22 protein-coding genes and 1 tRNA gene are annotated in these 21,227 nt (G+C 54.4%); 18 read left to right on the top strand and 5 right to left on the bottom strand.

The window, feature by feature from the left end:
- Positions 1-86 precede the first annotated feature (86 nt).
- The 7 genes from ASD8599_RS01080 to ASD8599_RS01110 all read left to right on the top strand — a co-directional run bounded on the left by ASD8599_RS01080 (position 87) and on the right by ASD8599_RS01110 (position 4,079).
- Complete coding sequence (locus ASD8599_RS01080; RefSeq protein ID WP_108826827.1) at positions 87-260, top strand: helix-turn-helix transcriptional regulator; 174 nt, start codon at positions 87-89, stop codon at positions 258-260.
- A 113-nt stretch (positions 261-373) separates the two neighbouring features.
- On the top strand, positions 374-661 hold the full coding sequence (locus tag ASD8599_RS01085; protein WP_108826828.1) for a hypothetical protein: 288 nt from the start codon (positions 374-376) through the stop codon (positions 659-661).
- Positions 658-786 carry a hypothetical protein gene (locus ASD8599_RS20475; protein ID WP_281261549.1) on the top strand — a complete coding sequence of 43 codons (129 nt, stop codon included), beginning with the start codon at positions 658-660 and terminating at the stop codon, positions 784-786. The genes ASD8599_RS01085 and ASD8599_RS20475 overlap by 4 nt, the downstream gene beginning before the upstream one ends.
- Before the next feature lie 4 nt (positions 787-790).
- Entirely contained in the window at positions 791-1,237 is a 447-nt protein-coding gene (locus tag ASD8599_RS01090) for a GntR family transcriptional regulator (RefSeq protein WP_181364373.1), read from the top strand.
- A 1,578-nt stretch (positions 1,238-2,815) separates the two neighbouring features.
- Positions 2,816-3,187, top strand: a complete 372-nt coding sequence (locus tag ASD8599_RS01100; protein WP_108826830.1) for a hypothetical protein — start codon at positions 2,816-2,818, stop codon at positions 3,185-3,187.
- A 2-nt stretch (positions 3,188-3,189) separates the two neighbouring features.
- Positions 3,190-3,588 (top strand): helix-turn-helix domain-containing protein, encoded by a 399-nt coding sequence (locus tag ASD8599_RS01105; RefSeq protein WP_108826831.1) that lies wholly within the window; start codon positions 3,190-3,192, stop codon positions 3,586-3,588.
- Positions 3,585-4,079, top strand: a complete 495-nt coding sequence (locus tag ASD8599_RS01110) for a hypothetical protein (RefSeq protein WP_108826832.1) — start codon at positions 3,585-3,587, stop codon at positions 4,077-4,079. Before ASD8599_RS01105 ends, ASD8599_RS01110 begins: the two co-directional genes overlap by 4 nt.
- A gap of 302 nt (positions 4,080-4,381) precedes the next feature.
- Here the strand turns inward: ASD8599_RS01110 and ASD8599_RS01115 are convergent.
- Positions 4,382-4,467: transfer RNA gene (locus tag ASD8599_RS01115), tRNA-Leu, on the bottom strand.
- A 202-nt stretch (positions 4,468-4,669) separates the two neighbouring features.
- Here ASD8599_RS01115 and ASD8599_RS01120 point away from each other — a divergent pair.
- The gene (locus tag ASD8599_RS01120; RefSeq protein ID WP_108826833.1) at positions 4,670-5,650 is read left to right on the top strand and encodes a complex I NDUFA9 subunit family protein; all 981 of its coding nucleotides are present in this window, start codon (positions 4,670-4,672) and stop codon (positions 5,648-5,650) included.
- Positions 5,651-5,653: 3 nt separating this feature from the next.
- Here the strand turns inward: ASD8599_RS01120 and ASD8599_RS01125 are convergent, their stop codons facing one another.
- The gene (locus ASD8599_RS01125; RefSeq protein ID WP_108826834.1) at positions 5,654-6,457 is read right to left on the bottom strand and encodes an undecaprenyl-diphosphate phosphatase; all 804 of its coding nucleotides are present in this window, start codon (positions 6,455-6,457) and stop codon (positions 5,654-5,656) included.
- A gap of 239 nt (positions 6,458-6,696) precedes the next feature.
- Between ASD8599_RS01125 and ASD8599_RS01130 the strand changes: the two genes are divergently transcribed.
- The 9 genes from ASD8599_RS01130 (at position 6,697) to ASD8599_RS01170 (ending at position 19,109) form a co-directional block, all read left to right on the top strand.
- Positions 6,697-8,136: an NAD(P)-dependent oxidoreductase gene (locus ASD8599_RS01130; RefSeq protein ID WP_108826835.1), complete on the top strand. Its 1,440-nt coding sequence runs from the start codon at positions 6,697-6,699 to the stop codon at positions 8,134-8,136.
- A gap of 65 nt (positions 8,137-8,201) precedes the next feature.
- Positions 8,202-8,627, top strand: a complete 426-nt coding sequence (locus ASD8599_RS01135) for a GFA family protein (RefSeq protein ID WP_108826836.1) — start codon at positions 8,202-8,204, stop codon at positions 8,625-8,627.
- Positions 8,624-9,331: a hypothetical protein gene (locus tag ASD8599_RS01140; RefSeq protein ID WP_108826837.1), complete on the top strand. Its 708-nt coding sequence runs from the start codon at positions 8,624-8,626 to the stop codon at positions 9,329-9,331. Before ASD8599_RS01135 ends, ASD8599_RS01140 begins: the two co-directional genes overlap by 4 nt.
- Complete coding sequence (gltB, locus tag ASD8599_RS01145) at positions 9,328-13,857, top strand: glutamate synthase large subunit (protein ID WP_108826838.1); 4,530 nt, start codon at positions 9,328-9,330, stop codon at positions 13,855-13,857. Before ASD8599_RS01140 ends, gltB begins: the two co-directional genes overlap by 4 nt.
- Position 13,858: 1 nt before the next feature.
- On the top strand, positions 13,859-14,485 hold the full coding sequence (locus ASD8599_RS01150) for an SGNH/GDSL hydrolase family protein (protein ID WP_181364374.1): 627 nt from the start codon (positions 13,859-13,861) through the stop codon (positions 14,483-14,485).
- Between the two features lie 38 nt (positions 14,486-14,523).
- On the top strand, positions 14,524-15,243 hold the full coding sequence (gene mtgA, locus ASD8599_RS01155; RefSeq protein ID WP_108826840.1) for a monofunctional biosynthetic peptidoglycan transglycosylase: 720 nt from the start codon (positions 14,524-14,526) through the stop codon (positions 15,241-15,243).
- 58 nt (positions 15,244-15,301) lie between these two features.
- Positions 15,302-15,967, top strand: a complete 666-nt coding sequence (gene fzlA / locus ASD8599_RS01160) for an FtsZ-binding protein FzlA (RefSeq protein ID WP_108826841.1) — start codon at positions 15,302-15,304, stop codon at positions 15,965-15,967.
- 60 nt (positions 15,968-16,027) lie between these two features.
- The gene (gene queG / locus ASD8599_RS01165) at positions 16,028-17,071 is read left to right on the top strand and encodes a tRNA epoxyqueuosine(34) reductase QueG (RefSeq protein ID WP_108826842.1); all 1,044 of its coding nucleotides are present in this window, start codon (positions 16,028-16,030) and stop codon (positions 17,069-17,071) included.
- Positions 17,072-17,105: 34 nt separating this feature from the next.
- Positions 17,106-19,109 (top strand): hydantoinase/oxoprolinase N-terminal domain-containing protein, encoded by a 2,004-nt coding sequence (locus ASD8599_RS01170; protein ID WP_108826843.1) that lies wholly within the window; start codon positions 17,106-17,108, stop codon positions 19,107-19,109.
- A gap of 109 nt (positions 19,110-19,218) precedes the next feature.
- On the opposite strand, the gene msrA is transcribed toward ASD8599_RS01170, so the two are convergent.
- Both msrA and msrB read right to left on the bottom strand, forming a co-directional pair.
- A complete protein-coding gene (gene msrA / locus ASD8599_RS01175) occupies positions 19,219-19,725 on the bottom strand; it encodes a peptide-methionine (S)-S-oxide reductase MsrA (RefSeq protein ID WP_108826844.1) in 507 nt (168 codons plus the stop codon).
- The gene (gene msrB / locus ASD8599_RS01180; protein ID WP_108826845.1) at positions 19,722-20,171 is read right to left on the bottom strand and encodes a peptide-methionine (R)-S-oxide reductase MsrB; all 450 of its coding nucleotides are present in this window, start codon (positions 20,169-20,171) and stop codon (positions 19,722-19,724) included. Before msrB ends, msrA begins: the two co-directional genes overlap by 4 nt.
- A gap of 114 nt (positions 20,172-20,285) precedes the next feature.
- On the opposite strand from msrB, the gene ASD8599_RS01185 reads away from it, so the two are divergent.
- Positions 20,286-20,819, top strand: coding sequence for a glutathione peroxidase (locus tag ASD8599_RS01185; protein ID WP_108826846.1), 534 nt, complete (start codon positions 20,286-20,288; stop codon positions 20,817-20,819).
- Between the two features lie 81 nt (positions 20,820-20,900).
- Here ASD8599_RS01185 and ASD8599_RS01190 read toward each other — a convergent pair whose 3' ends face one another.
- Entirely contained in the window at positions 20,901-21,155 is a 255-nt protein-coding gene (locus ASD8599_RS01190; RefSeq protein WP_108826847.1) for a hypothetical protein, read from the bottom strand.
- Positions 21,156-21,227: the final 72 nt, after the last annotated feature.

Consider the following 21,227-nt stretch of genomic DNA (forward strand, 5'->3'; position numbering starts at 1 on the left):
CCATTTAATAATTCGTCGCGTAATTTAGTTCGTCCAAACGAATAGGTGGTGAATGAAGGTTCCATGCAACAACATGGAGCACCACAATGCGCTATCTTTCTTTCCGCGACCTACAAGCCAAACTTGGAGGCCGTGGACGCACTACGATCTACCGTGACGTTGATCTGGGCCGCTTGCCCAAACCCGTAAAAATTGGTTCCCGTCTGTACTGGAACGAAGCGGACATCGACGCCACTCTCCAACAACGTTCAAACGCATAACTTCACCCCCCGCCATGCAGTGCGCATGGGCGGCGGGTGGAGCGTTTTCCGTGGTAGGAATGTCTGCACTCTACGCCCAGCGCCTTGTGGCATCAACCATAAGGACGACCCTAATGATTGACGATCAATTCTACTCGGGCAAAACCCAAGTTTTCTGGACCTGCAAAGCGCTTTTGGATGGGCGCGCAATTTCCCATCAAACCGAAATCCGCGAAGTACGTGGCTGGCGTTTGGGTGCAATCATTCACCGCCTGAAATCGGAATATGCTTGGCCGATCCAGACCAGCTATCGCAAGCCCGACAATGTGGCGTTCTATAGTCTCAATGCGGACGTGGACCGCAAGGCACTTCGCTATCCACCATCTGCCAAAGCGCTGGGCGCGGTGGAGGGCGCGCAATGAACCGCAAGCGCACCACAACCCCGCCCAGCGCCGTGCGCCGTATCATGCGCAAACACGGGCTGTCAGAACCCGCCGCATGGTCCTATGCGTTCCTAGCCTATGGGGAGGCCGGGCTGCATGGCTAGTGGCGTGAACAAGAAAGGGCGAAGCAAAGCCAAGTTTGTCCAGCTTTACTATTGGTTCCTGAACTCGGAGGCGTGGGCAACCATGCCGCCGGGACCACGGGCGCTCTATGTTGAACTAAAGCGCCAGTACAACAGCCACAACAACGGCGCGATATTTTTGAGCCATAGGGACGCTGCAAAGGCACTGGCGGTGCATCGCAATACGGTTGGCCCTTGGTTTCGTATCCTTGAAGAACGCGGGTTTATCAAAATGACGCGCGGGTCATTCCTTGGCCCCTCTGGCGTCGGTAGCGCTGCATCTTGGGCTTTGACAGAACTTGCGACAATGGACGGTAAACGCGCGACCATGGATTTCAAAAAATACAAAAGCCCCGCACAAAAACCGTGCAGCCCCGTCACAAAATCTGTGCATTGCAACGCAGAAAACGCCAAGCGTGCACAAAATATGTGACAGATCAGGGGGATAACGCGTGGTCAGGCGTCACAAAAAACAGGACATATATACATCTAGCCATATGGTGTATCTGAGCCGATAGGAAAGAAGGCTAGAGAGGCCGCTAGGGCGCAGCTAGAGGCCCGTATAGCGTGGATCCCTCTCTCAGCACGCGGAGAACGCCCTGAAACCCATATATGGCCCCTGAGGGGTTAAAAACGTGGGTTGTCAAAAGATCAGATAGATAACCCCCCTCTGCGTTGCGATTAAATCAAGTTGGAGGGCTTTCTATGCCAGCACCTGACCTGGACGGGGTTTACATCTCAGAGCGTGGCGAGGGCCGGATTACAGTCACCCATGAGGGCTATTTGTGGAGCAACAGCAGCCAAAACCGTTTCAAGCGTGCAGTGACAATTCTCAGGCGGCTACAGCGCAATACATGGCGCTGTGATTGGTGTTTTGAGGATCTGCAAACATGGCGCAGAGCTGATGCCAGGTATTGCTGTGAAGGATGCCGCAAGCGTGCAGCGCGTCAGAGGCGGTTTTGGAGAGGCTAACTTTCCAAATGATTTCGGCAAAACCCTGAGGTGAGACATGGGCGGTATAGGTAGCGGGCGACATTGGCAGTTCGGGGCAAACACGACAGAAGGCTAGGCAGAGGCTTGAGAGACGTGGCGCTGGGCATGACGCGAAGGGCTACGGGGGGCGGTTCAAAGTCTAGACCAATACGACAAGGGACCGGAGCGGGAAGGCAAATATGCGTATACACAGTTCAGGGATTTTGGGTTTCACCAGCCGACTACCCTAAACTTGCCAAACGATTTCGTAAAAAATGAGAGGTGCAGAATATGGGCGGATATGGATCAGGCAGACCACGCCAAAAGAACAAGGTAGAGAGCTGTAAGCGGTTGGACGTTAATCGTTTGCACCGCGAAGGCACTTTGAGACCCGGTTGGAGCGGTAGCTGGATCTGGTCACGCGACGGGGAAGAATTTGGCCGGATAAACTATCGCGCGCAAGAGGGGCGACTTGTCCTAAACTACCGTGTCAGGGAATATGGCGGCGACTGGGAGCACGTGGAGCAACCTGTGCCCTTGACCTACGCTTCCTGTCATTATGGAAGCCAGCGCCCCTATTTCCGTTGCCCCGGCGTTGTGAATGGGCAGGCTTGCAATCGACGGGTTGCAAAGCTGTACGCTGGCGGCAAATACTTTCTATGCCGCCACTGCTACAGGCTAGCTTACACCAGCCAATCGGAACCACGCTATGACCGCATGTTGCGCCGCGCAAACAAGCTGCGGATGGAACTGGGCGGCGAACCCGGTACTGCGCATTGGATTGCACCCAAACCCAAAGGAATGTGGCAACGGACGTACCAGCGCAAACGGTTTGAGATTGAGTGGTGCGAGGGCCAAGCGGACCACCTATTCGTAGAACAATTTAAGCATCTCCTCAGCGTAGAGGGACGGGAGGCGGTTTTCGGGAACCTCTCATGACCGTTGCATTGGCAGAGGGGCGTAGCCGAGAAAATCTTCCATTTCGGTTGACAGTGCGCACGCGATGTTTAGTTATATCTTAACTTGTAGTGGGCAGAGTGTGTTGAAAGCAGGATTTTTAAAGATTGCAGAAGGCGACTATTGCGAAGTCTGGCTCTCAAAAAAGGCATTCAAGATTGTCAAATCCGCCCCTCCAAAAGATCGCGGTCGAACAAATGACATACTAGGGCATCTGAGTGATAACGGACCGAATGATTTGAATGAACAGAAATTCAAATCCGAGGCACGCTTTCCAAATGCTGAAGGAACAGAAGTCATGGTTTATGCCACAAAATCATACCAACTTCGCGTTTATGGATGCTGGGAAAGCGGGCCACGGCTTCGTTTTGTTGCGTCTGAAGCCGCGATTAAAAAAGACAATAAAGCAGACAGAGCTCAGCTCAAAAGAGCGGCCAAAAGTGTGGGAGAATAGACATGGGTATCAATAAGGAACTGATGGGTCCCGTAGGTCCAGAAGACAAAGAAGCGTTCGCTATCGAATCGTTGGTTTTTTCGGTTCAGGTTTCGTTGCAGAAAATCATGAACAAAAGGGGCGTTAACAATAAAGATTTGGCTGAACGGCTTGGTATGACACCAGCAAGAGTTTCTCAGATTTTTTCGTCTAATGGACCTAATCTGACGGTGAAAACCATTGCTAAGATTGTCCACGCGCTTGGTGACGAATTTGAGTTCGTTCCCAAGCAGGACATTCGTAGTGCCCGGGTTAGTGAGAGGGTTGCTAAGTTTAAGCCAATGATTGTGAGTGGAAATCCGTCTATTTGGAAAGAGCAGCCAGCAAATGACGCGGCTCCTAGGAAAAAGATGGCCGCATGATGGCTCAAAGCAATAAAAACCTTGGAACATATGAAGCTAGCGCTGAGCTTCCAGAAGTCGCTTTTGACTACGACGGGTATGCCGAAGTTTCAAAGGCCGCTCGGCTTTTCGAAATCAAGCTCATTGACAGCAAGTATTTGATCAAACCAGAAATCTCCTTTGCCATCGAAGATCTTTCAAAGATGACTCATGGCTTCTCTGGTGATAGCGATCACTTTACCTTTGACGCTAAACAGGGACTTGCAATGGGCCACTATCGATGGACCGCAGAGATTAAGTATGGGCGAAAGAAAGCTCTGAGGCTCGTCGCGAACTACCTTATCGGATACTCTGATTTGGCAAATTTTGATGAAGCCAATGTAAGGCATTATTTTGACAAGGTAGGAAGGTTTGCTACGTACCCCTACTTTAGGGCGCTTTTCAGTCATCATACTTCAGAGTCTGGCCTTGCGCTGCCGCCGCTGCCAACATTGAGCGAGCGAGTGAATTGAAGCACTGATTGACTGCCTCAGGTGCGTAACAGGCTTAGTTGCTGCCATCTTGCCTAGTGATTTTGTTGGTAGCCTTTAATTTGCATGTAATGCAGCCGAAATTTCTAGCCGTTTTCCTTGAGGGTAGACACAAAGCTGTAGAATAGTAGGAAAGGGGCCGCTGATATCGGTCGCTTTCCTGCGCATTCATTTGGACGCTAGGAAATTGGTACAAGAAAAGCTGCAAAGGTGGATCAGAAGGTGGACCGTCGGACAGCTTATTCTATTAAGCTATTGAAAAATATTCATTATTTTTAGAAAACTGGTGCCCAGAAGAGGACTCGAACCTCCACGTCCATACAGACACTAGCACCTGAAGCTAGCGCGTCTACCATTCCGCCACCTGGGCACAGGTGTGGTGCAGCAATTAAGGGCGCCGGCGTTAGGTGTCAAATGGAATCTTAAGGATTCTCGCATCAGATGATGGCAAACAATACCATGTACCGCCAAACAGGTTCGAAACACAGGCAAAGCGACGATTTAGCGCCTTGTTTGGGGGCACTGCCTTGGGTACATCCCTATATAACAATGCGCACAGTCAGGAGCACACAATGTCCAAGCTGGTTACAATCTACGGCGGATCCGGTTTTATCGGGCGGTACATCGCCCGCCGCATGGCGAAAGCGGGATGGCGTGTGCGCGTGGCGGTGCGCAGGCCGAACGAAGCGATCTTTGTAAAGCCTTACGGTGTTGTCGGTCAGGTTGAACCGGTTTTGTGCAACATCCGCGATGACGCGTCAGTGGCGCAGGTAATGCAAGGTGCGGACGCGGTTGTGAACTGCGTGGGTATTTTGGCGGAAGCGGGCAAGAACCGTTTTGACGCCGTGCAAGCCGAAGGTGCGGAACGTGTCGCGCGGATTGCGGCGCAGCAAGGTGTGGGCAAAATGGTTCATATCTCGGCCATTGGTGCGGATGTGACAGCAGACAGCGATTATGCGCGCACCAAAGGTGAAGGCGAGGCAGGCGTTTTGAAGCACATGCCAAACGCTGTGATCTTGCGTCCTTCCATTGTCTTTGGTCCCGAAGATGACTTCTTTAACCGATTTGCCGGCATGACGCGCATGGGTCCGATTTTGCCTGTGGTTGGCGCTGACACAAAATTCCAGCCTGTCTTTGTCGATGATGTGGCGCAGGCGGCGGAACTGTCTTTGACAAGCAGCGCCGCGCCGGGCGTCTATGAGTTGGGCGGCCCTGATGTTGCAACATTCCGGTCCTTGATGGAAACTATGCTGGGTGTGATCCGTCGCCGTCGCATGATTGTGAATATCCCGTTTTTTGTGGCCCGCATCATGGCCTTTGGCTTTGGTTTGGCCAGCAAACTGTCGTTGGGTATTATTCCTGCGATGATCACAAGCGATCAGGTCAAAAACCTGGCCAACGACAATGTTGTGTCTGACGGCGCAAAAGGGCTGGCAGATTTCGGAATTGAACCCGTCGCTTTGGAAGCGGTTTTGCCAGAGTATCTGTGGCGCTTCCGTCCATCTGGTCAGTATGCGGCGATCAAGGAAAGCGCAAAGAACCTGCGCACGTGACCCTTAGCTGTAGGCCCAGATCAACAGGCCTGTGCCAAAGATGATGCGATAGATGACGTAAGGCGTAAAGCTAACGCTGCGCAACAAACGCATCATCAAAGCCAATGCAATCAAAGCCGCAACAAAGGCAAAGAAAGCCCCGATCGCAGCGTCGCGCGCTTGGGGCAGATCGATGTTGCCGATGGAGTGCAGACCCAACAGCACTCCGGACGCGATGATTGTTGGAATAGACATCAGCATAGATAGTTTCGCAGCACCTTCGCGCCCGTAACCAAGGCGACGCGCAGCGGTGATGGTAATGCCAGAGCGCGACGTGCCGGGGATCAATGCCAACGCCTGCGCCAATCCCATGATCCAAGCGTCTTTCAAAGACCAATCGCCGTCGGTTTTTTCAGAGGCGCCGGTCATGTCGGCCCAATACAGCAAAATGCCGAACCCCAAGATGGCCCAGCCAATCATGGCTACAGACCGCATGACATAGGCAAGCCCGGTCATTTCCAAAACAAAGCCAACAACAATGACGGGAATTGTTCCGATCACAAGGCACAAAGCCAAAAACGCGCCCTGTGTATCCACTTTTCCGCGCAGCAATCGCCCGAAGCCAATGGTGGCAGTCACGACATCTGAACGGAAATACAAGATCACCGCAAACAATGTGCCCACATGTACCGCCACATCCAGAACATGGCCTTGATCAGCGGCGCCGGTCAGGCTGGGTAGTAAAATCAAGTGTCCAGATGAGCTGATGGGAAGAAATTCGGTGACGCCTTGGATCACAGCCAGGATGAAAAGGTGAAAGAGTGACATTGTGGTCCTAAAGGCTATCGGTGCAGCCCGAACTGACTATTCGCAATGCAAAACAATGTAAAACCGGCATTTAGGTCCGATTCGGTATTAATATTGGCGATTATCGGCTCTGCAAGTGTAATTTTGTAAGAAAGCATCAAAAAATAGGTCGCAAAAGTTACCTATATTGCAATTTTCCCTTCCAAACCTGACAATACTGCCCTAAAGACCGCGTATCACACGCAGAATCTGAGGGTATCATGGCCAAACAACCTATGTTGAAGTTCGTTAATATTGAACGGGACATGCCTCAGAAGCGTGAGGCGGGCGAGCGTCGCGAGGATTTCAATGAAATCTATGCGGAATATGCAGACGCGAAAGCCAAAGAGCAGTCCAGCCGATGCAGCCAATGCGGCGTGCCATATTGCCAGCAACATTGCCCGCTGCACAACAACATCCCCGACTGGTTGCGTCTGACTGCAGAGGGCCGTTTGCAAGAAGCTTACGAATTATCCCAAGCGACAAATACTTTCCCCGAGATTTGCGGCCGCATCTGCCCACAAGACCGCTTGTGTGAAGGTAACTGCGTGATCGAAGGATCAGGTCACGGCACAGTCACCATCGGTTCGGTCGAAAAATACATCACAGACACCGCGTGGGACCAAGGTTGGGTCCTGCCCATTTCCCCCAGCGTGGAACGCGCGGAAACTGTCGGCATTATTGGCGCGGGTCCCGGCGGTTTGGCAGCAGCGGACGTGCTGCGTCGCGCAGGCATTCAAGTCACCGTTTATGACCGCTACGACCGCGCAGGGGGTTTGCTGACATACGGAATTCCCGGTTTCAAATTGGAAAAAGACGTGGTCGTGCGCCGCAACGATCAACTGGCGCAGGGCGGCGTCAAGTTTGAGCTGAACACAGATGTCGGGACCGATGTTTCCTTTGCTGATTTGCGGGCAAAACACGACGCGATCATCATTGCGACAGGTGTCTACAAAAGCCGCGATTTGCAGGCCGAAGGGTCGGAAGCGGGCGGCGTTTTGCGTGCGATTGATTTCCTGACAGCCAGCAACCGCAAAAGCTTTGGGGATGCAGTGCCTGAATTTGACAGCGGCGCTTTGAACGCCGAGGGCAAGAAGGTCGTGGTCATTGGCGGCGGCGACACGGCAATGGATTGTGTGCGAACGTCGATCCGCCAAGGCGCGACATCGGTGAAATGTCTTTATCGGCGTGACCGTGCGAATATGCCGGGATCGCAACGCGAAGTTCAAAACGCCGAGGAAGAAGGTGTCGTATTTGAATGGCTGTCTGCCCCTAAAGGCTTCGTCGTCGAAGGCGATGCGGTCAGCGGCGTGATGGTGCAAAAGATGCGTCTGGGTGCGCCCGATGCAACCGGTCGACAAGCCCCTGAAGTGATCGATGGCGCGGATTATGTAGAAGATGCAGACATTGTCATCATGGCGCTGGGCTTTGAACCTGAAGCGTTGCCAACATTGTGGAACGAACCGGAATTGCCGGTCAGCCGCTGGGGCACGATTCTGACGGAATACACCAGCGGTGCCACGCAAATGGACGGCGTGTATGCCGTCGGAGATATTGTGCGCGGTGCGTCTTTGGTGGTTTGGGCAATCAAAGATGGACGCGATTGTGCAGAAGCCATTTTGGAAAAGATGAACGCGAATGCGGTCATAGCCGCCGAATAGCTGTTCACGTTTGGCGCAGCTAAAAATGCGCCACGATCACCCGATGCGATGAAGGACAAGCAAAAGTGACATCTCAACGACACATCGAAGGACGCTGCCTGTGCGGTGCGGTCACGGTTAAAGCAACCGTAACCAACCCTATCGTACGCGCGTGTCACTGTGATATGTGTCGCCGTCATACCAGTTCGATGTTCATGTCGCTGGCGACGGATGGTGAAATTGACGTGCAGGGTCCGTTTCAAACCTTTCAATCGTCTGAATGGGCAGAACGTGGTTTTTGTAGCCAATGTGGGTCAACGCTTTGGTATGGCACGACACATGATGGCGTACGGAACCTGTCTGCGGGGTTGTTTGACGACGCCGCGGGTGCGCCGCTCAAGCTTGAATTTTTTGCAGATGCCGCCCCCAAGGGCTACGCATTGGCGGGCGATCATCGCAAAATGACTACCGTTGAAACGCTTGCACTGTTTGCGCCGGAGGACGACGCGTGAAGGGGTGCGTCGTCATATTCGCTGTATGCGCGTCACCGGCTTTGGCGGGTGATCCTGTGTTCACGCCGCCCGCCGGCTGCACCGGCTTTCTGACCGTACAGCAGGCCAACTGCAAAGTTGCGCAATATTGGACCTGCGAAAAAGATCCAGATGGCATTCAATGGCGCGCTGACATCGGTCAAACCTCCGTGACGTATCTGGGCAAGATCGACGCTGAAGCGCAATGGCTTGAAAGCTACGATTTTTCACCGTCTCGCCAGACAAACCTACAGCAACCCGCAACCGATCCGGCCAATTTGACCGAGCTTTTGGCGACGGGCGTCGACAGTTACGATTTCATTATCGTCGATGCCAAAACACAGCAACGCACACGCGTTGTGGGATATGATCGTATCGTGGAATACAACGTAACCGTTGACGGCGAACCACTGCACCGCACTGAATTCAGCGCACGGTTTGTGAACCCGGGATCGAACACCGCGCTGTTGAAAGTGTCTGGCCGTGAATATGTGTCGGCCAAACATCGCCGCTTTTTTGGTGGCCCACGCACGCGCGAAATGGGCGACCGTCAGTCAGTCGTCGACAGTTCTCCGATTGAATTTATCTATCCAGGCGAAAACGGGTTTTTCGCCTCAACGCCACTTTACGGATGTTCGCTAGAAATGGCGTCGCTGTCCGCTGCACTGAAAGGGCCAAAGCCATGACCAAATACGATGAAAACTGGGTGAAAGCCGAAGAAGCGAAACGCACGTTTATGGCCGAAAACGGTCTCTATTCCGAGGAAGAAGAACATTCTTCCTGCGGCGTTGGTCTTGTGGTGTCCATCGACGGCACCCCCACACGCTCCGTTGTGGAGAATGGTATTCAGGCGTTGAAAGCCATCTGGCATCGCGGCGCTGTGGACGCGGACGGCAAGACTGGCGACGGCGCGGGCATTCATGTGCAAATCCCTGTCAAATTTTTCTACGACCAGATCGAGCGCACAGGCCACACCCCCAACATGGACGAATTGATCGCCGTGGGTCAGGTGTTCTTGCCACGCACCGACTTTGGCGCCCAAGAAACCTGCCGGACCATCGTGGAAACCGAAGTGCTGCGTATGGGCTACTATATTTACGGCTGGCGCCACGTGCCGGTTGAGATCGCTTGTCTGGGCGAAAAAGCCAACGCGACCCGCCCCGAGATCGAACAGATCTTGATTTCCAACTCCAAGGGTGTCGATGAAGAGACCTTTGAGCGCGAGTTGTATGTGATCCGTCGCCGCATCGAAAAGGCGGCTTTAGCGGCGGGTGTCGGCGCGCTTTACATCGCTTCTTTGTCCTGCCGGTCTATCATCTACAAAGGTATGATGCTGGCCGAACAGGTTGCAGAATTTTACCCTGATTTGATGGACGAGCGTTTCAAATCGGCCTTCGCGATTTATCACCAGCGCTATTCCACAAACACATTCCCGCAGTGGTGGTTGGCGCAGCCATTCCGCATGTTGGCGCACAACGGCGAGATCAACACGCTAAGAGGCAACCTGAACTGGATGAAGTCCCACGAGATCCGCATGGCGTCCGGTGCCTTTGGTGATATGGCCGAAGATATCAAACCGATTGTGGCATCAGGATCGTCGGATTCCGCTGCATTAGACTCTGTTTTTGAGGTTCTTGTGCGCGCTGGTCGCAATGCGCCCATGGCGAAAACCATGTTGGTGCCAGAAAGCTGGTCCAAGCAGGCGGTTGAGCTGCCACAGGCGTGGCGCGACATGTATTCCTACTGTAATTCTGTGATGGAGCCATGGGATGGTCCTGCCGCTTTGGCGATGACCGATGGTCGCTGGGTCTGCGCGGGTCTGGACCGGAACGGCCTGCGCCCCATGCGCTATGTTGTGACCAACGATGGTCTTGTGATTGCCGGTTCTGAAACAGGCATGGTGCCTTTGGACGAGGCCCGCGTGCAGGAAAAAGGCGCGCTTGGGCCGGGGCAAATTCTGGCCGTCGATATGAAAGAGGGCAAGCTGTACCACGACACTGAAATCAAGGATGAACTGGCCGCATCACAACCCTTTGGCGAGTGGGCTGGCAAGATCAAGGACCTTGATGCGCCGCTGGCGTCGGTGACGGAAAAACCCCTGTTTGAAGGCGCCGAACTGCGCCGCCGTCAGATTGCGGCGGGCTACACCATCGAGGAACTTGAGCAGATTTTGGCCCCGATGGCTGAGGATGGCAAAGAGACCTTGGCGTCGATGGGCGATGATACCCCGTCTGCGGTCTTGTCGAAAAAGTACCGCCCGCTGAGCCACTTTTTCCGTCAAAATTTCAGTCAGGTCACGAACCCACCCATCGACAGCTTGCGCGAATTCCGGGTGATGTCGTTGAAGACGCGTTTTGGGAACCTCAAGAACGTGTTGGACGAAGACAGTTCGCAAACCGAGATTTTGACGCTTGATAGCCCCTTTGTTGGCAACGCGCAGTGGGATCAATTGGTTGAGGAATTCAACGCGGACCTCGCGACCATCGACTGCACATTTGAAGCAGGCAACGGCACCCTGAACGCAGGTTTGGCCCGTATTAGAGCCGAAGCGGAAGACGCTGTGCGTTCTGGAGCCGGACATATTGTGCTGACCGATCAAGGCAGCAGTGAAGGCCGTGTGGCGATGCCGATGATCCTGGCGACCAGTGCGGTGCATTCGCATCTGACGCGTAAGGGCCTGCGCACATTCTGTTCGCTCAACGTGCGCTCTGCTGAATGTGTCGATCCGCACTATTTCGCTGTCTTGATCGGTTGCGGTGCGACAGTTGTGAACGCCTATCTGGCAGAGGATTCACTGGCGGACCGGATCGATCGCAACTTGCTTGATTGCAGCCTAACCGTGGCCGTGCAGCGCTATCGCGATGCGATTGACCAAGGGCTTTTGAAGATCATGGCGAAGATGGGGATTTCCGTGATTTCCAGCTATCGCGGCGGTTTGAATTTTGAGGCGGTGGGCCTGTCCCGCGCCATGTGCGCTGAATTTTTCCCCGGCATGACCAGCCGGATTTCCGGCATCGGTGTCAGCGGCATCCAACGCAAAACCGAAGAGGTTCACGCGCAGGGCTGGCAAGGCACCAACGTGTTGCCCATCGGTGGTTTCTACAAATCCCGCAAGTCCGGCGAGACCCACGCGTGGGAAGCGACAAGCATGCATATGATGCAAATGGCCTGTAATAGAGCCTCATATGCCATGTGGCAGCAGTATTCCGCGAAGATGCAAAGCAACCCGCCGATCCATTTGCGCGACTTGCTGGATTTCAAACCTTTGGGTGATGCGATCCCCTTGGAAGAGGTCGAAAGCATCACCTCGATCCGTAAGCGTTTCGTGACGCCGGGCATGTCCTTGGGTGCGCTGAGCCCCGAGGCCCACAAGACCTTGAACGTCGCTATGAACCGCATTGGCGCGAAGTCCGACAGTGGCGAGGGCGGCGAAGATCCGGCGCATTTCCACCCTGAGCCCAACGGCGACAACCCGTCTGCGAAGATCAAGCAGGTGGCGTCGGGCCGCTTTGGTGTGACGGCGGAATACCTGAACCAATGTGAAGAGCTTGAGATCAAGGTCGCCCAAGGGGCAAAGCCGGGTGAAGGCGGGCAGTTGCCGGGGATGAAGGTCACCGACCTGATCGCGCGGCTACGCCATTCGACCAAAGGTGTGACGCTGATTTCACCGCCGCCGCACCACGACATCTATTCCATCGAGGATCTTGCGCAGCTGATCTATGACCTGAAACAGATCAATCCGCGCTGCAAGGTGACTGTGAAGCTGGTGGCATCTTCTGGTGTTGGCACGATTGCGGCGGGTGTGGCCAAGGCGAAGGCCGATGTGATCCTGATTTCGGGCCACAATGGGGGCACGGGTGCCTCCCCCGCGACCTCGATCAAATATGCGGGTCTGCCGTGGGAAATGGGTCTGACCGAAGCGCATCAGGTGCTTTCCATGAACAACCTACGCGAACGTGTGACGCTGCGCACCGATGGTGGTTTGCGCACAGGGCGTGACATTGTGATGGCGGCGATGCTGGGGGCCGAGGAATACGGCATCGGCACCGCAGCCCTGATCGCCATGGGCTGCATCATGGTGCGCCAGTGCCAGTCGAACACTTGCCCTGTGGGCGTCTGTACACAGGATGAATCCCTGCGTGAAAAGTTCACAGGCAACGCCGACAAGGTCGTGAATCTGATCACATTCTACGCACAAGAAGTGCGTGAATTGCTGGCGTCTTTGGGCGCGCGCAGCATGGATGATGTGATCGGGCGTGCCGATTTGCTGGCGCAGGTGTCGCGTGGCTCTGCCCATTTGGACGATCTGGATTTGAACCCGCTTTTGATCACCGTCGATGGGGCGGCTGCGATCAAATACGATCTGAAAAAGCCACGTAATCCGGTGCCGGATACGCTGGATGCAGAGATTGTGCGCGACGCGGCCCGCTTCCTTGAGGACGGTGAAAAAATGCAGCTGTCATACGCGGTGCAGAACACGCACCGCACCGTGGGCACGCGTACATCCAGCCACATCGTCAAGAATTTCGGGATGCGCAACACGCTACAGCCTGACCATTTGACGGTGAAGCTGCAAGGATCGGCGGGACAATCGCTGGGGGCTTTTGCGGCACCCGGGTTGAAACTGGAAGTGTCTGGTGATGCCAATGACTATGTGGGCAAGGGTCTGTCCGGGGGCACGATTGTGATGCGCCCGCCGATGGCCTCGCCTGTGGTCGCATCTGACAACACCATCATCGGCAACACGGTCTTGTACGGGGCCACGGACGGGTATCTGTTTGCGGCGGGCCGTGCTGGTGAACGGTTTGCGGTGCGCAATTCGGGCGCGAAGGTCGTCATTGAAGGCTGCGGCAGCAACGGTTGCGAATACATGACCGGTGGCGTTGCTGTGATTCTGGGCGAGATTGGCGCGAACTTCGGGGCCGGGATGACGGGCGGCATGGCCTATCTGTATGATCCGGACGGGAAGGTCGCCGAGATGATGAACATGGAGACCTTGGTGACGTGCCCGGTGACAGTTGATCATTGGAAAGTGCAATTAGAGACGCTTTTGGAACGCCATCTGGAAGAAACAGGCAGCCGCAAGGCCGCTGACATCTTGCAACATTGGGATCTTGAACAAGCGCATTTCGTGCAGGTTTGTCCCAAGGAAATGCTGGTGCATTTGCCAGCACCGTTGTCCCATGAAGAAACGGCCATTCCGGCAGAATAAAGTGTTTCGTTATCTGATCTTGATGATTGTGATGGCTTTGCCTTTGAGGGCAGAGCCATTGCGCATTCTTGCGATGGGCGACAGCGTGATGGCGTGGAACGCATGGAGCGGTAAAGACATTCCCAGTGTTATGGGTGAGGCTTTAGGCGCTGAGATCACAAGCGTTGCTGTATCAGGTGCAAATTTTGCAACACGGTCCGGTAATGGCGATATCCGGTCCCAATATGTGGCAGGCGATTGGGATTTGGTTGTTGTGAACGGCGGGGCCAACGACTTTGCCAATGGCTGCGGGTGCGGCGCGTGTTTTCCGTATTTGGATTTGCTTATTGATGCTGATTTGCAAGGGTTGATGCCTGCGTTTTTACGGAAATTAGAGACTGATATATTGTGGGTTGGGTACTATGCCACCGGGTTCACAGGTCCGTTTTCCGGCTGTCGGGATGCGTTGGTCGAAATGGAAATACGTCTGTCCCGTCTTGCGAAAGAGATGCCCAATTTGCGGTTTGTGGATGCGGAAGATGTGATTGAGCCGGGCAATCGCGCGCAGTTCTTTTATGACCGTGTGCATCCATCGCGCTTGGGGTCGCGGTTGATCGGGACATATTTGGCAGAGCAGATCGCGCGTTAAGCGTTCACAAACCAGCATGCGCTGCCTATAGCTGAACCATGGCGAAGCGTACCAAAAAACCAACAAAGCCAAAAGGCACCCCACGTCGTCCTTTGCGGTGGTTGATGTGGCAGTCTGTGCGCGTGTTCAGCGTTGCGTTTCTGGTTGCGGTTTTGTTGGTTGTTTTGGGCACTGTCGTGAACCCGTTCACCACCATTTACATGTCTCAGGAAAAGAACCGTTTGGGCGGCGTTGATTACCAATGGGTGTCGTTAGAAGAAGTGGCCCCCGTTATGGCCCGATCGGTTGTGGCGGCTGAGGATGCAAATTTCTGTCGCCATTGGGGATTCGATGTTGAGGCCATCAAAGATGCTATCGAAGATGGATCAAACCGCGGGGCTTCTACGTTAAGCCAGCAAACGGTCAAGAACGTTTATTTGTGGCATGGTCGGAATTATACACGCAAAGCGATGGAAGCTTTTGGAACGCTTTTGGTCGAAGCGGTCTGGTCCAAGCGTCGCATCGTCGAAGTGTATCTGAATGTCGCGGAATTTGACGAAGGTGTATTTGGAGTCGAAGCGGCAGCGCGGCATTACTTTGGGGTCGGTCCCGAAGACCTAAGTGGTGTGCAGGCCGCCCGGCTGGCTGCGATTTTGCCGGGCCCTAAGACGCGGTCAGCGTCGAAGCCGTCCGCCTCTGTGCGCAAACGGGCCGCCCAGATCATGGATGGAGCGGCTACAATTCGCGCTGATGGCCGTGCTGGTTGTTTCGAGAGTTGAAAAACCCTGCGTGTGCAGGCATTGAAGACAAACACCTCAAATTGTCCATGGATTGCTGATGGCCCGCCTATTTCACGTTCCCTTGTCCCCGTTCTGCCGCAAGGTGCGCCTAAGTCTTGCTGAAAAGAAGATCGAGGTTGAACTGGTTGAAGAGAAATACTGGGAACAGGATCCCGATTTCATGCGTCGCAATCCTGCAGGCAAAGTGCCTGTTTTGCGTTTGGACGGCATCATGATGTCTGAAAGCGCTGCAATTTGTGAGTATATCGAGGAAACGCGCCCCGAGCCTTCTTTGATGCCGACTGACACTGCGGCAAAGTTGGAAGTACGTCGTTTGGTGACGTGGTTTGATGATAAGTTTCATCACGAAGTCACGTCCAACCTGTTGTACGAACGCGTCAACAAGAAGGTGATGAAGCAAGGTTATCCTGATAGTAAGAACGTCAAGGCCGGCGCCAAGGCGATCAAGTACCATCTGGATTACATGACGTGGTTGCTGGATCACCGTCGTTGGTTGGCAGGAGATGCCATGACGTTGGCTGATTTCGCTGCAGCGGCCCATCTGTCGTCTTTGGACTATATTTCCGATGTCGATTGGAACCGTTCAGATATTGTGAAGGATTGGTATGCCAAGATCAAATCGCGTCCGGCGTTCCGTTCCATTCTGGCTGACCAGGTGTCCGGATTTCCGCCGCCACGCCACTACAATGATCTGGATTTTTAAAACCCTCGTTGGACCGGGGCGCTGCCCCGGACCCCGGGATATTTTTAGCGAAAAGAAGATATGGACGATTTGAAAGACCGTCTTGTCGCCCGTGCCCTTGAAGAAGGCTTTGTGATGGCGCGTGTCTGTCGGCCTGATGCTGTGCCAGACGTTCCTGCGCGTTTGTCAGCCTTTGTCGACGCCGGATTTCATGGCCAGATGGGCTGGATGGCCGACCGTATCGCATGGCGCGGTGATCCGTCTGCATTGTGGCCTGACGCACGGTCTGTTTTGATGTTGGCCGAAAGCTATGCCCCCGAGTTTGATCCCCGAGACGTTTTAGCCATGTCTGAAAAGGGTGCGATTTCCGTCTACGCCCAGAACCGCGATTATCATGACATTGTGAAAAAGCGCCTGAAGCGATTGGCGCGGTGGTTGATCGCTGAGGCAGGTGGCGAGGTGAAGGTGTTCGTGGACACTGCCCCTGTGCCGGAGAAGGCCTTGGGCATGGCCGCCGGTTTGGGCTGGCAGGGCAAGCACACAAATCTTGTCAGTCGTGATTGGGGCAATTGGGCCTTTCTAGGCTCTGTTTTTACCACGCTGGATTTGATCCCTGATACCCCCGAGGTCGATCATTGCGGGTCGTGCCGTGCCTGTCTGGATGCCTGTCCAACAGATGCATTTCCCGCGCCTTATCAGTTAGACGCACGCCGTTGCATTTCCTATTTGACCATCGAGCACAAAGGTCCCGTTGCCGAGGAGCTGCGGTCTTTGATGGGCAATCACATCTATGGGTGTGACGATTGTCTGGCAGCTTGCCCGTGGAATAAGTTTGCTGTTGCAGCGTCGGACATCCGGTACGCCGCCCGTGATGATTTGGCGGCCCCCGATTTAGCAGCACTGGTTGGTTTGGACGATGCCGCGTTCCGGGCCAAGTTTTCCGGATCACCGGTGAAACGCATCGGGCGTGATCGATTTGTTCGCAATGTTTTATACGCCATCGGAAATTCCGGGGTGTTGACGTTCCGCGATGCGGCACAAGCTTTGTGTGAGGACCCTGATGCCACCGTATCTGACGCAGCGCGTTGGGCTGTGACGCAACTGGACAAGACGTGTCGCACTTAACCGTTATGCCGGTTTAAAGAATAAGAGGCAGACCATGGCGATACTTTTGGGTGTAGACACCGGCGGCACATACACTGATGCCGTTTTAATCAGGGATGAGCGCGAGATTATTGCGTCTGCCAAGGCGTTGACCACACGCCATGATTTGGCGATTGGCGTAGGAGGGGCTGTCGGATCGGTTTTGCAGCAGTCCGGTGTGGATCCTGCCGACGTATCCATGGCGTCTTTGTCCACGACTTTAGCCACCAACGCATTGGTGGAGGGCCAGGGTGGTCGAGTTGCTTTGATCTACATCGGCTTTCGCGCCCAGGACCTGGACAAGCACGGTCTGACAGATGCGTTGAAAGGCGATCCTGCGATTGTTTTGGAGGGCGGCCACAATCATGCAGGCGGTGAGGTCGCACCTCTTGATGAAAACGCACTAAAAGCCTTTGTAGAGACACATATGTCTGCTGTCAGTGGCTTTGCAGTTGCAAGTCAATTTGCCACTCGCAACCCCGCGCACGAGCTGAAAGCGGCGGCTTTGATTGCGCAATTGTCAGGCTTGCCTGTGTCTTCGTCGCATCAATTGTCGGCCAAATTGAATGGTCCAAAACGCGCTTTGACCGCTTTGCTGAATGCGCGTCTTATCGGAATGATTGAAAGGTTAATTGGCCGCGCCGAAGACACATTGAAGGGCCTTGGTATTTCGGCACCCATGATGGTTGTACGTGGTGATGGCGCGTTGATCTCAGCCGTTCAGGCACGGTCCCGTCCCATTGAAACAATTCTGTCCGGCCCTGCCGCGTCCATCGTGGGTGCACGCTGGATGACGGGCGCAGATCATGCGCTGGTTTCCGATATAGGCGGCACCACCACGGATGTTGCGATTTTGCGAGACGGGCGGCCTGCCATTGATCCGGGCGGTGCACGCGTCGGCCCCTACCGCACTATGGTCGAGGCCGTCGCCATGCGCACCACAGGCTTGGGTGGTGACAGCGAAGTGCATTTTCTAAGTGAAGGACTGCAAGGTGGCGTGACCCTTGGGCCGCGCCGTGTTGTGCCTGTGTCTTTGATGGCCGTGGATGCACCTGAGGTTGTGCACAAAGCTTTGGATAGCCAATTGCGAAGCACCACGCCGGGCGATCATGACGGGCGTTTTGTCCGCGCCGTGCAGGGGCAAAGCGAAGAGGGCATTTCTGATCGTGATGCAGCCTTGCTGGCCAGAATAGGCCACGCCGTGCATCCATTGGGTGACGTCTTGAAAAGCCGCGCGGAAACGGCGGCATTGCGGCGTTTGGTTGAACGCGGGTTGGTTCAGGTGTCTGCCGTAACCCCTTCTGACGCGAGCCATGTTCTGGGCCGCGTGGACGTCTGGGACAAGGATGCCGCCGAAAAAGCGTTGATTGTGTTTGGCCGCAGGCGCACAGGTGCGGGCGACATTCTGGCGAAAGACCCTGCGATCATGGCACGGATGATCGTCGACCAGTTGACCCATCAAACAGGTTTGGCCTTGTTAGAGGCTGCTTTTGCAGAAGAAGCTGAAGATTTTGGCCTGCCTGAGGACGTATTGGCCCGTCACATTTTGACCCAACGTGGTTTGCGCACGCACCGTGGTTTGTTGCGGCTTGATGCGGGGCTGAATGTGCCTGTTGTTGGTCTTGGAGCTTCTGCTGCCAGCTATTATCCTGCTGTGGGTGACTTGATGGGCTGCGAAATGATTTTGCCTGCCCATGCCGGTGTTGCGAATGCGATTGGTGCAGTTGTGGGCCGCGTTACGATGCGTGTGAGCGGATCAATTACGTCGCCCAGCGAGGGTTTGTTCCGATTACATCTGGATACTGGAATTGAAGATTTCGGGTCCTCCGATGTCGCCTTGGCACATCTGGAGGATGTTCTGGGGAAACGTGCTGTGTCAGATGCGCAAGCGGCCGGTGCCGAAGACATTCAATTGCGTGTGGAGCGTGATATTCGCACCGCGCAGGCAGAAGCCCGCGAGGTGTTTGTAGAGGCGTTTTTGACAGTTGAGGCTGCCGGGCGTCCAAGAGTCGCGGAATAACCGGTTAACGCCGAACGCCCTGTAAATTGGAGGCCAGCTCGCAAACAAGGCAGCAATGAGGGCCAGCCCCCAAACCCCCGGGATATTTAAAGCGAAAAGAAAACGGGGTTTATTCTGCAGCCCGTTTTGGCAGCACCCAGCCCGGGCGGATGAAGTGGCAGGTGTAGCCATTTGGTATCCGTTCCAGATAGTCTTGGTGTTCTGGTTCGGCTTCCCAGAAGTCTGATACGGCTTCCACTTCTGTCACCACTTTTCCCGGCCACAGCCCCGATGCATCTACATCTTTGATTGTGTCTTCTGCCACGTCTTTCTGGGTTTCATTCACGTAGTAGATGGCAGACCGGTAGCTTAGTCCGCGATCATTGCCTTGCCGGTTTGGAGTGGTCGGGTCGTGGATTTGGAAGAAGAATTCCAAAATTTCACGATAGGTCGTCACCGAGGGGTCGAAGATGATTTCGATCCCTTCTGCGTGTGTTCCATGATCACGATATGTCGCGTTGGGAACGTCGCCACCTGTGTAACCAACCCGCGTCGACAGGATGCCAGGGCGCTTGCGGATCAGGTCCTCCATTCCCCAGAAGCATCCGCCTGCCAGTACTGCGCGTTCTTGTGTCATGCCACGTCCTCTACCTGATTGATGTAATCGCCATATCCTTCGGCCTCCATGTCGTCGCGGTGCACGAACCGCAAGGAGGCGGAGTTGATGCAGTAACGTAATCCGCCACGATCCCGCGGACCATCCGGAAAGACATGCCCCAGATGGCTGTCGCCGTGTTTGGAACGAACCTCCGTGCGTACCATACCAAGTGTGCTGTCGCTGAATTCTTCGACGTAGGCGTCCACAATAGGTTTGGTGAAGCTGGGCCAACCGCAACCGCTTTCGTATTTGTCGCCGGAAGCGAACAGGGGTTCACCGGATACGATGTCTACATAAATGCCCGGTTCCTTGTTGTTCAACAGTTTTCCGGTGCCGGGCCGTTCTGTGCCGCTTTCTTGTGTCACATAGAACTCTTCGGGCGAGAGGGTCGCAATGACGTCGGGGTTTTTGGTGTATTGGGTCATGGCGCAATGTCCTTTTCTTGGCTTGTTCTATTAGATGGTGCGTTTGCGCAAAAATCAAAGGGTGATCTGTCACAGAGTGGTCCGCGTATCATTCACATAAAAGGGAGCCATCACATGCTGAAACAGAGACTTGTTGCAAGTATCATAGCATTGGGCACAACAGCGCAGGCCGATATGCCAGCCGTGTCGTTTGCATCGATTGATGGCGGGATGTTGCATCTCCAGGATTGGGCCGGCCATCCTGTGCTGGTGGTGAACACGGCATCGCAATGCGGGTTCACCTATCAATACGATGGGGTTCAGGGGTTGTATGATCGCTACAAAGATCAGGGCTTGATTGTGTTGGCTGTCCCTTCGGATGATTTTAATCAGGAACTGAAAAGCGCAGCGGATGTGAAAGAGTTCTGTGATCTGAACTTTGCTTTGGATGTGCCCATGGCGGACATCACCCATGTCAAAGGGTCAGATGCCCATGCGTTTTACAAATACGTAAACGCGCAAACAGGTTTTGTGCCGAACTGGAACTTCAACAAAGTGTTGTTGGACGGGGAGGGCAATGTGGTGGGGACTTGGCGGTCCAGTACCAAACCGCAATCCGCTAAAATCATGGATGCTGTCGAGAAGGCGCTGAGCCAGGTCGCAGGGTAGAAACGGTTGTGGCATAAGAAAACGGGCGCATCTGGATAGATACGCCCGTTTCAATAACTCAGTGCAACAGCGCTGTAGCGTTCAGCTTGGTGCTGTCGTTGTCACGACTACTTCTTCACCGTCGTCTGTTACGACTGTTACGAACAGAACGGTACCGACGATTGCAACGGCTGTTACCGTGCCTGTCAGGCCGAAGGCCGCTGCTGTGATGGCTTGACCGTCAAGGTTCACGTCGCCCTGACCGCCGGAAACGGTGTTGTTTGTTGGCAATTGCTGGGCTGCGACTGGCGCTGCCAACAGGGCCAAAACCGCCGTCAATGCATATGCTTTTTTCATTTGAATTCCTCAGATCTGATGAGTCGAGATTAATCTTGTTTGTTCGGTAACACAACTACTTAGGATTTTGCA

The sequence above is a fragment of the Ascidiaceihabitans donghaensis genome (assembly GCF_900302465.1).
In the GTDB taxonomy this organism is placed as follows: Bacteria; Pseudomonadota; Alphaproteobacteria; order Rhodobacterales; family Rhodobacteraceae; genus Ascidiaceihabitans; species Ascidiaceihabitans donghaensis.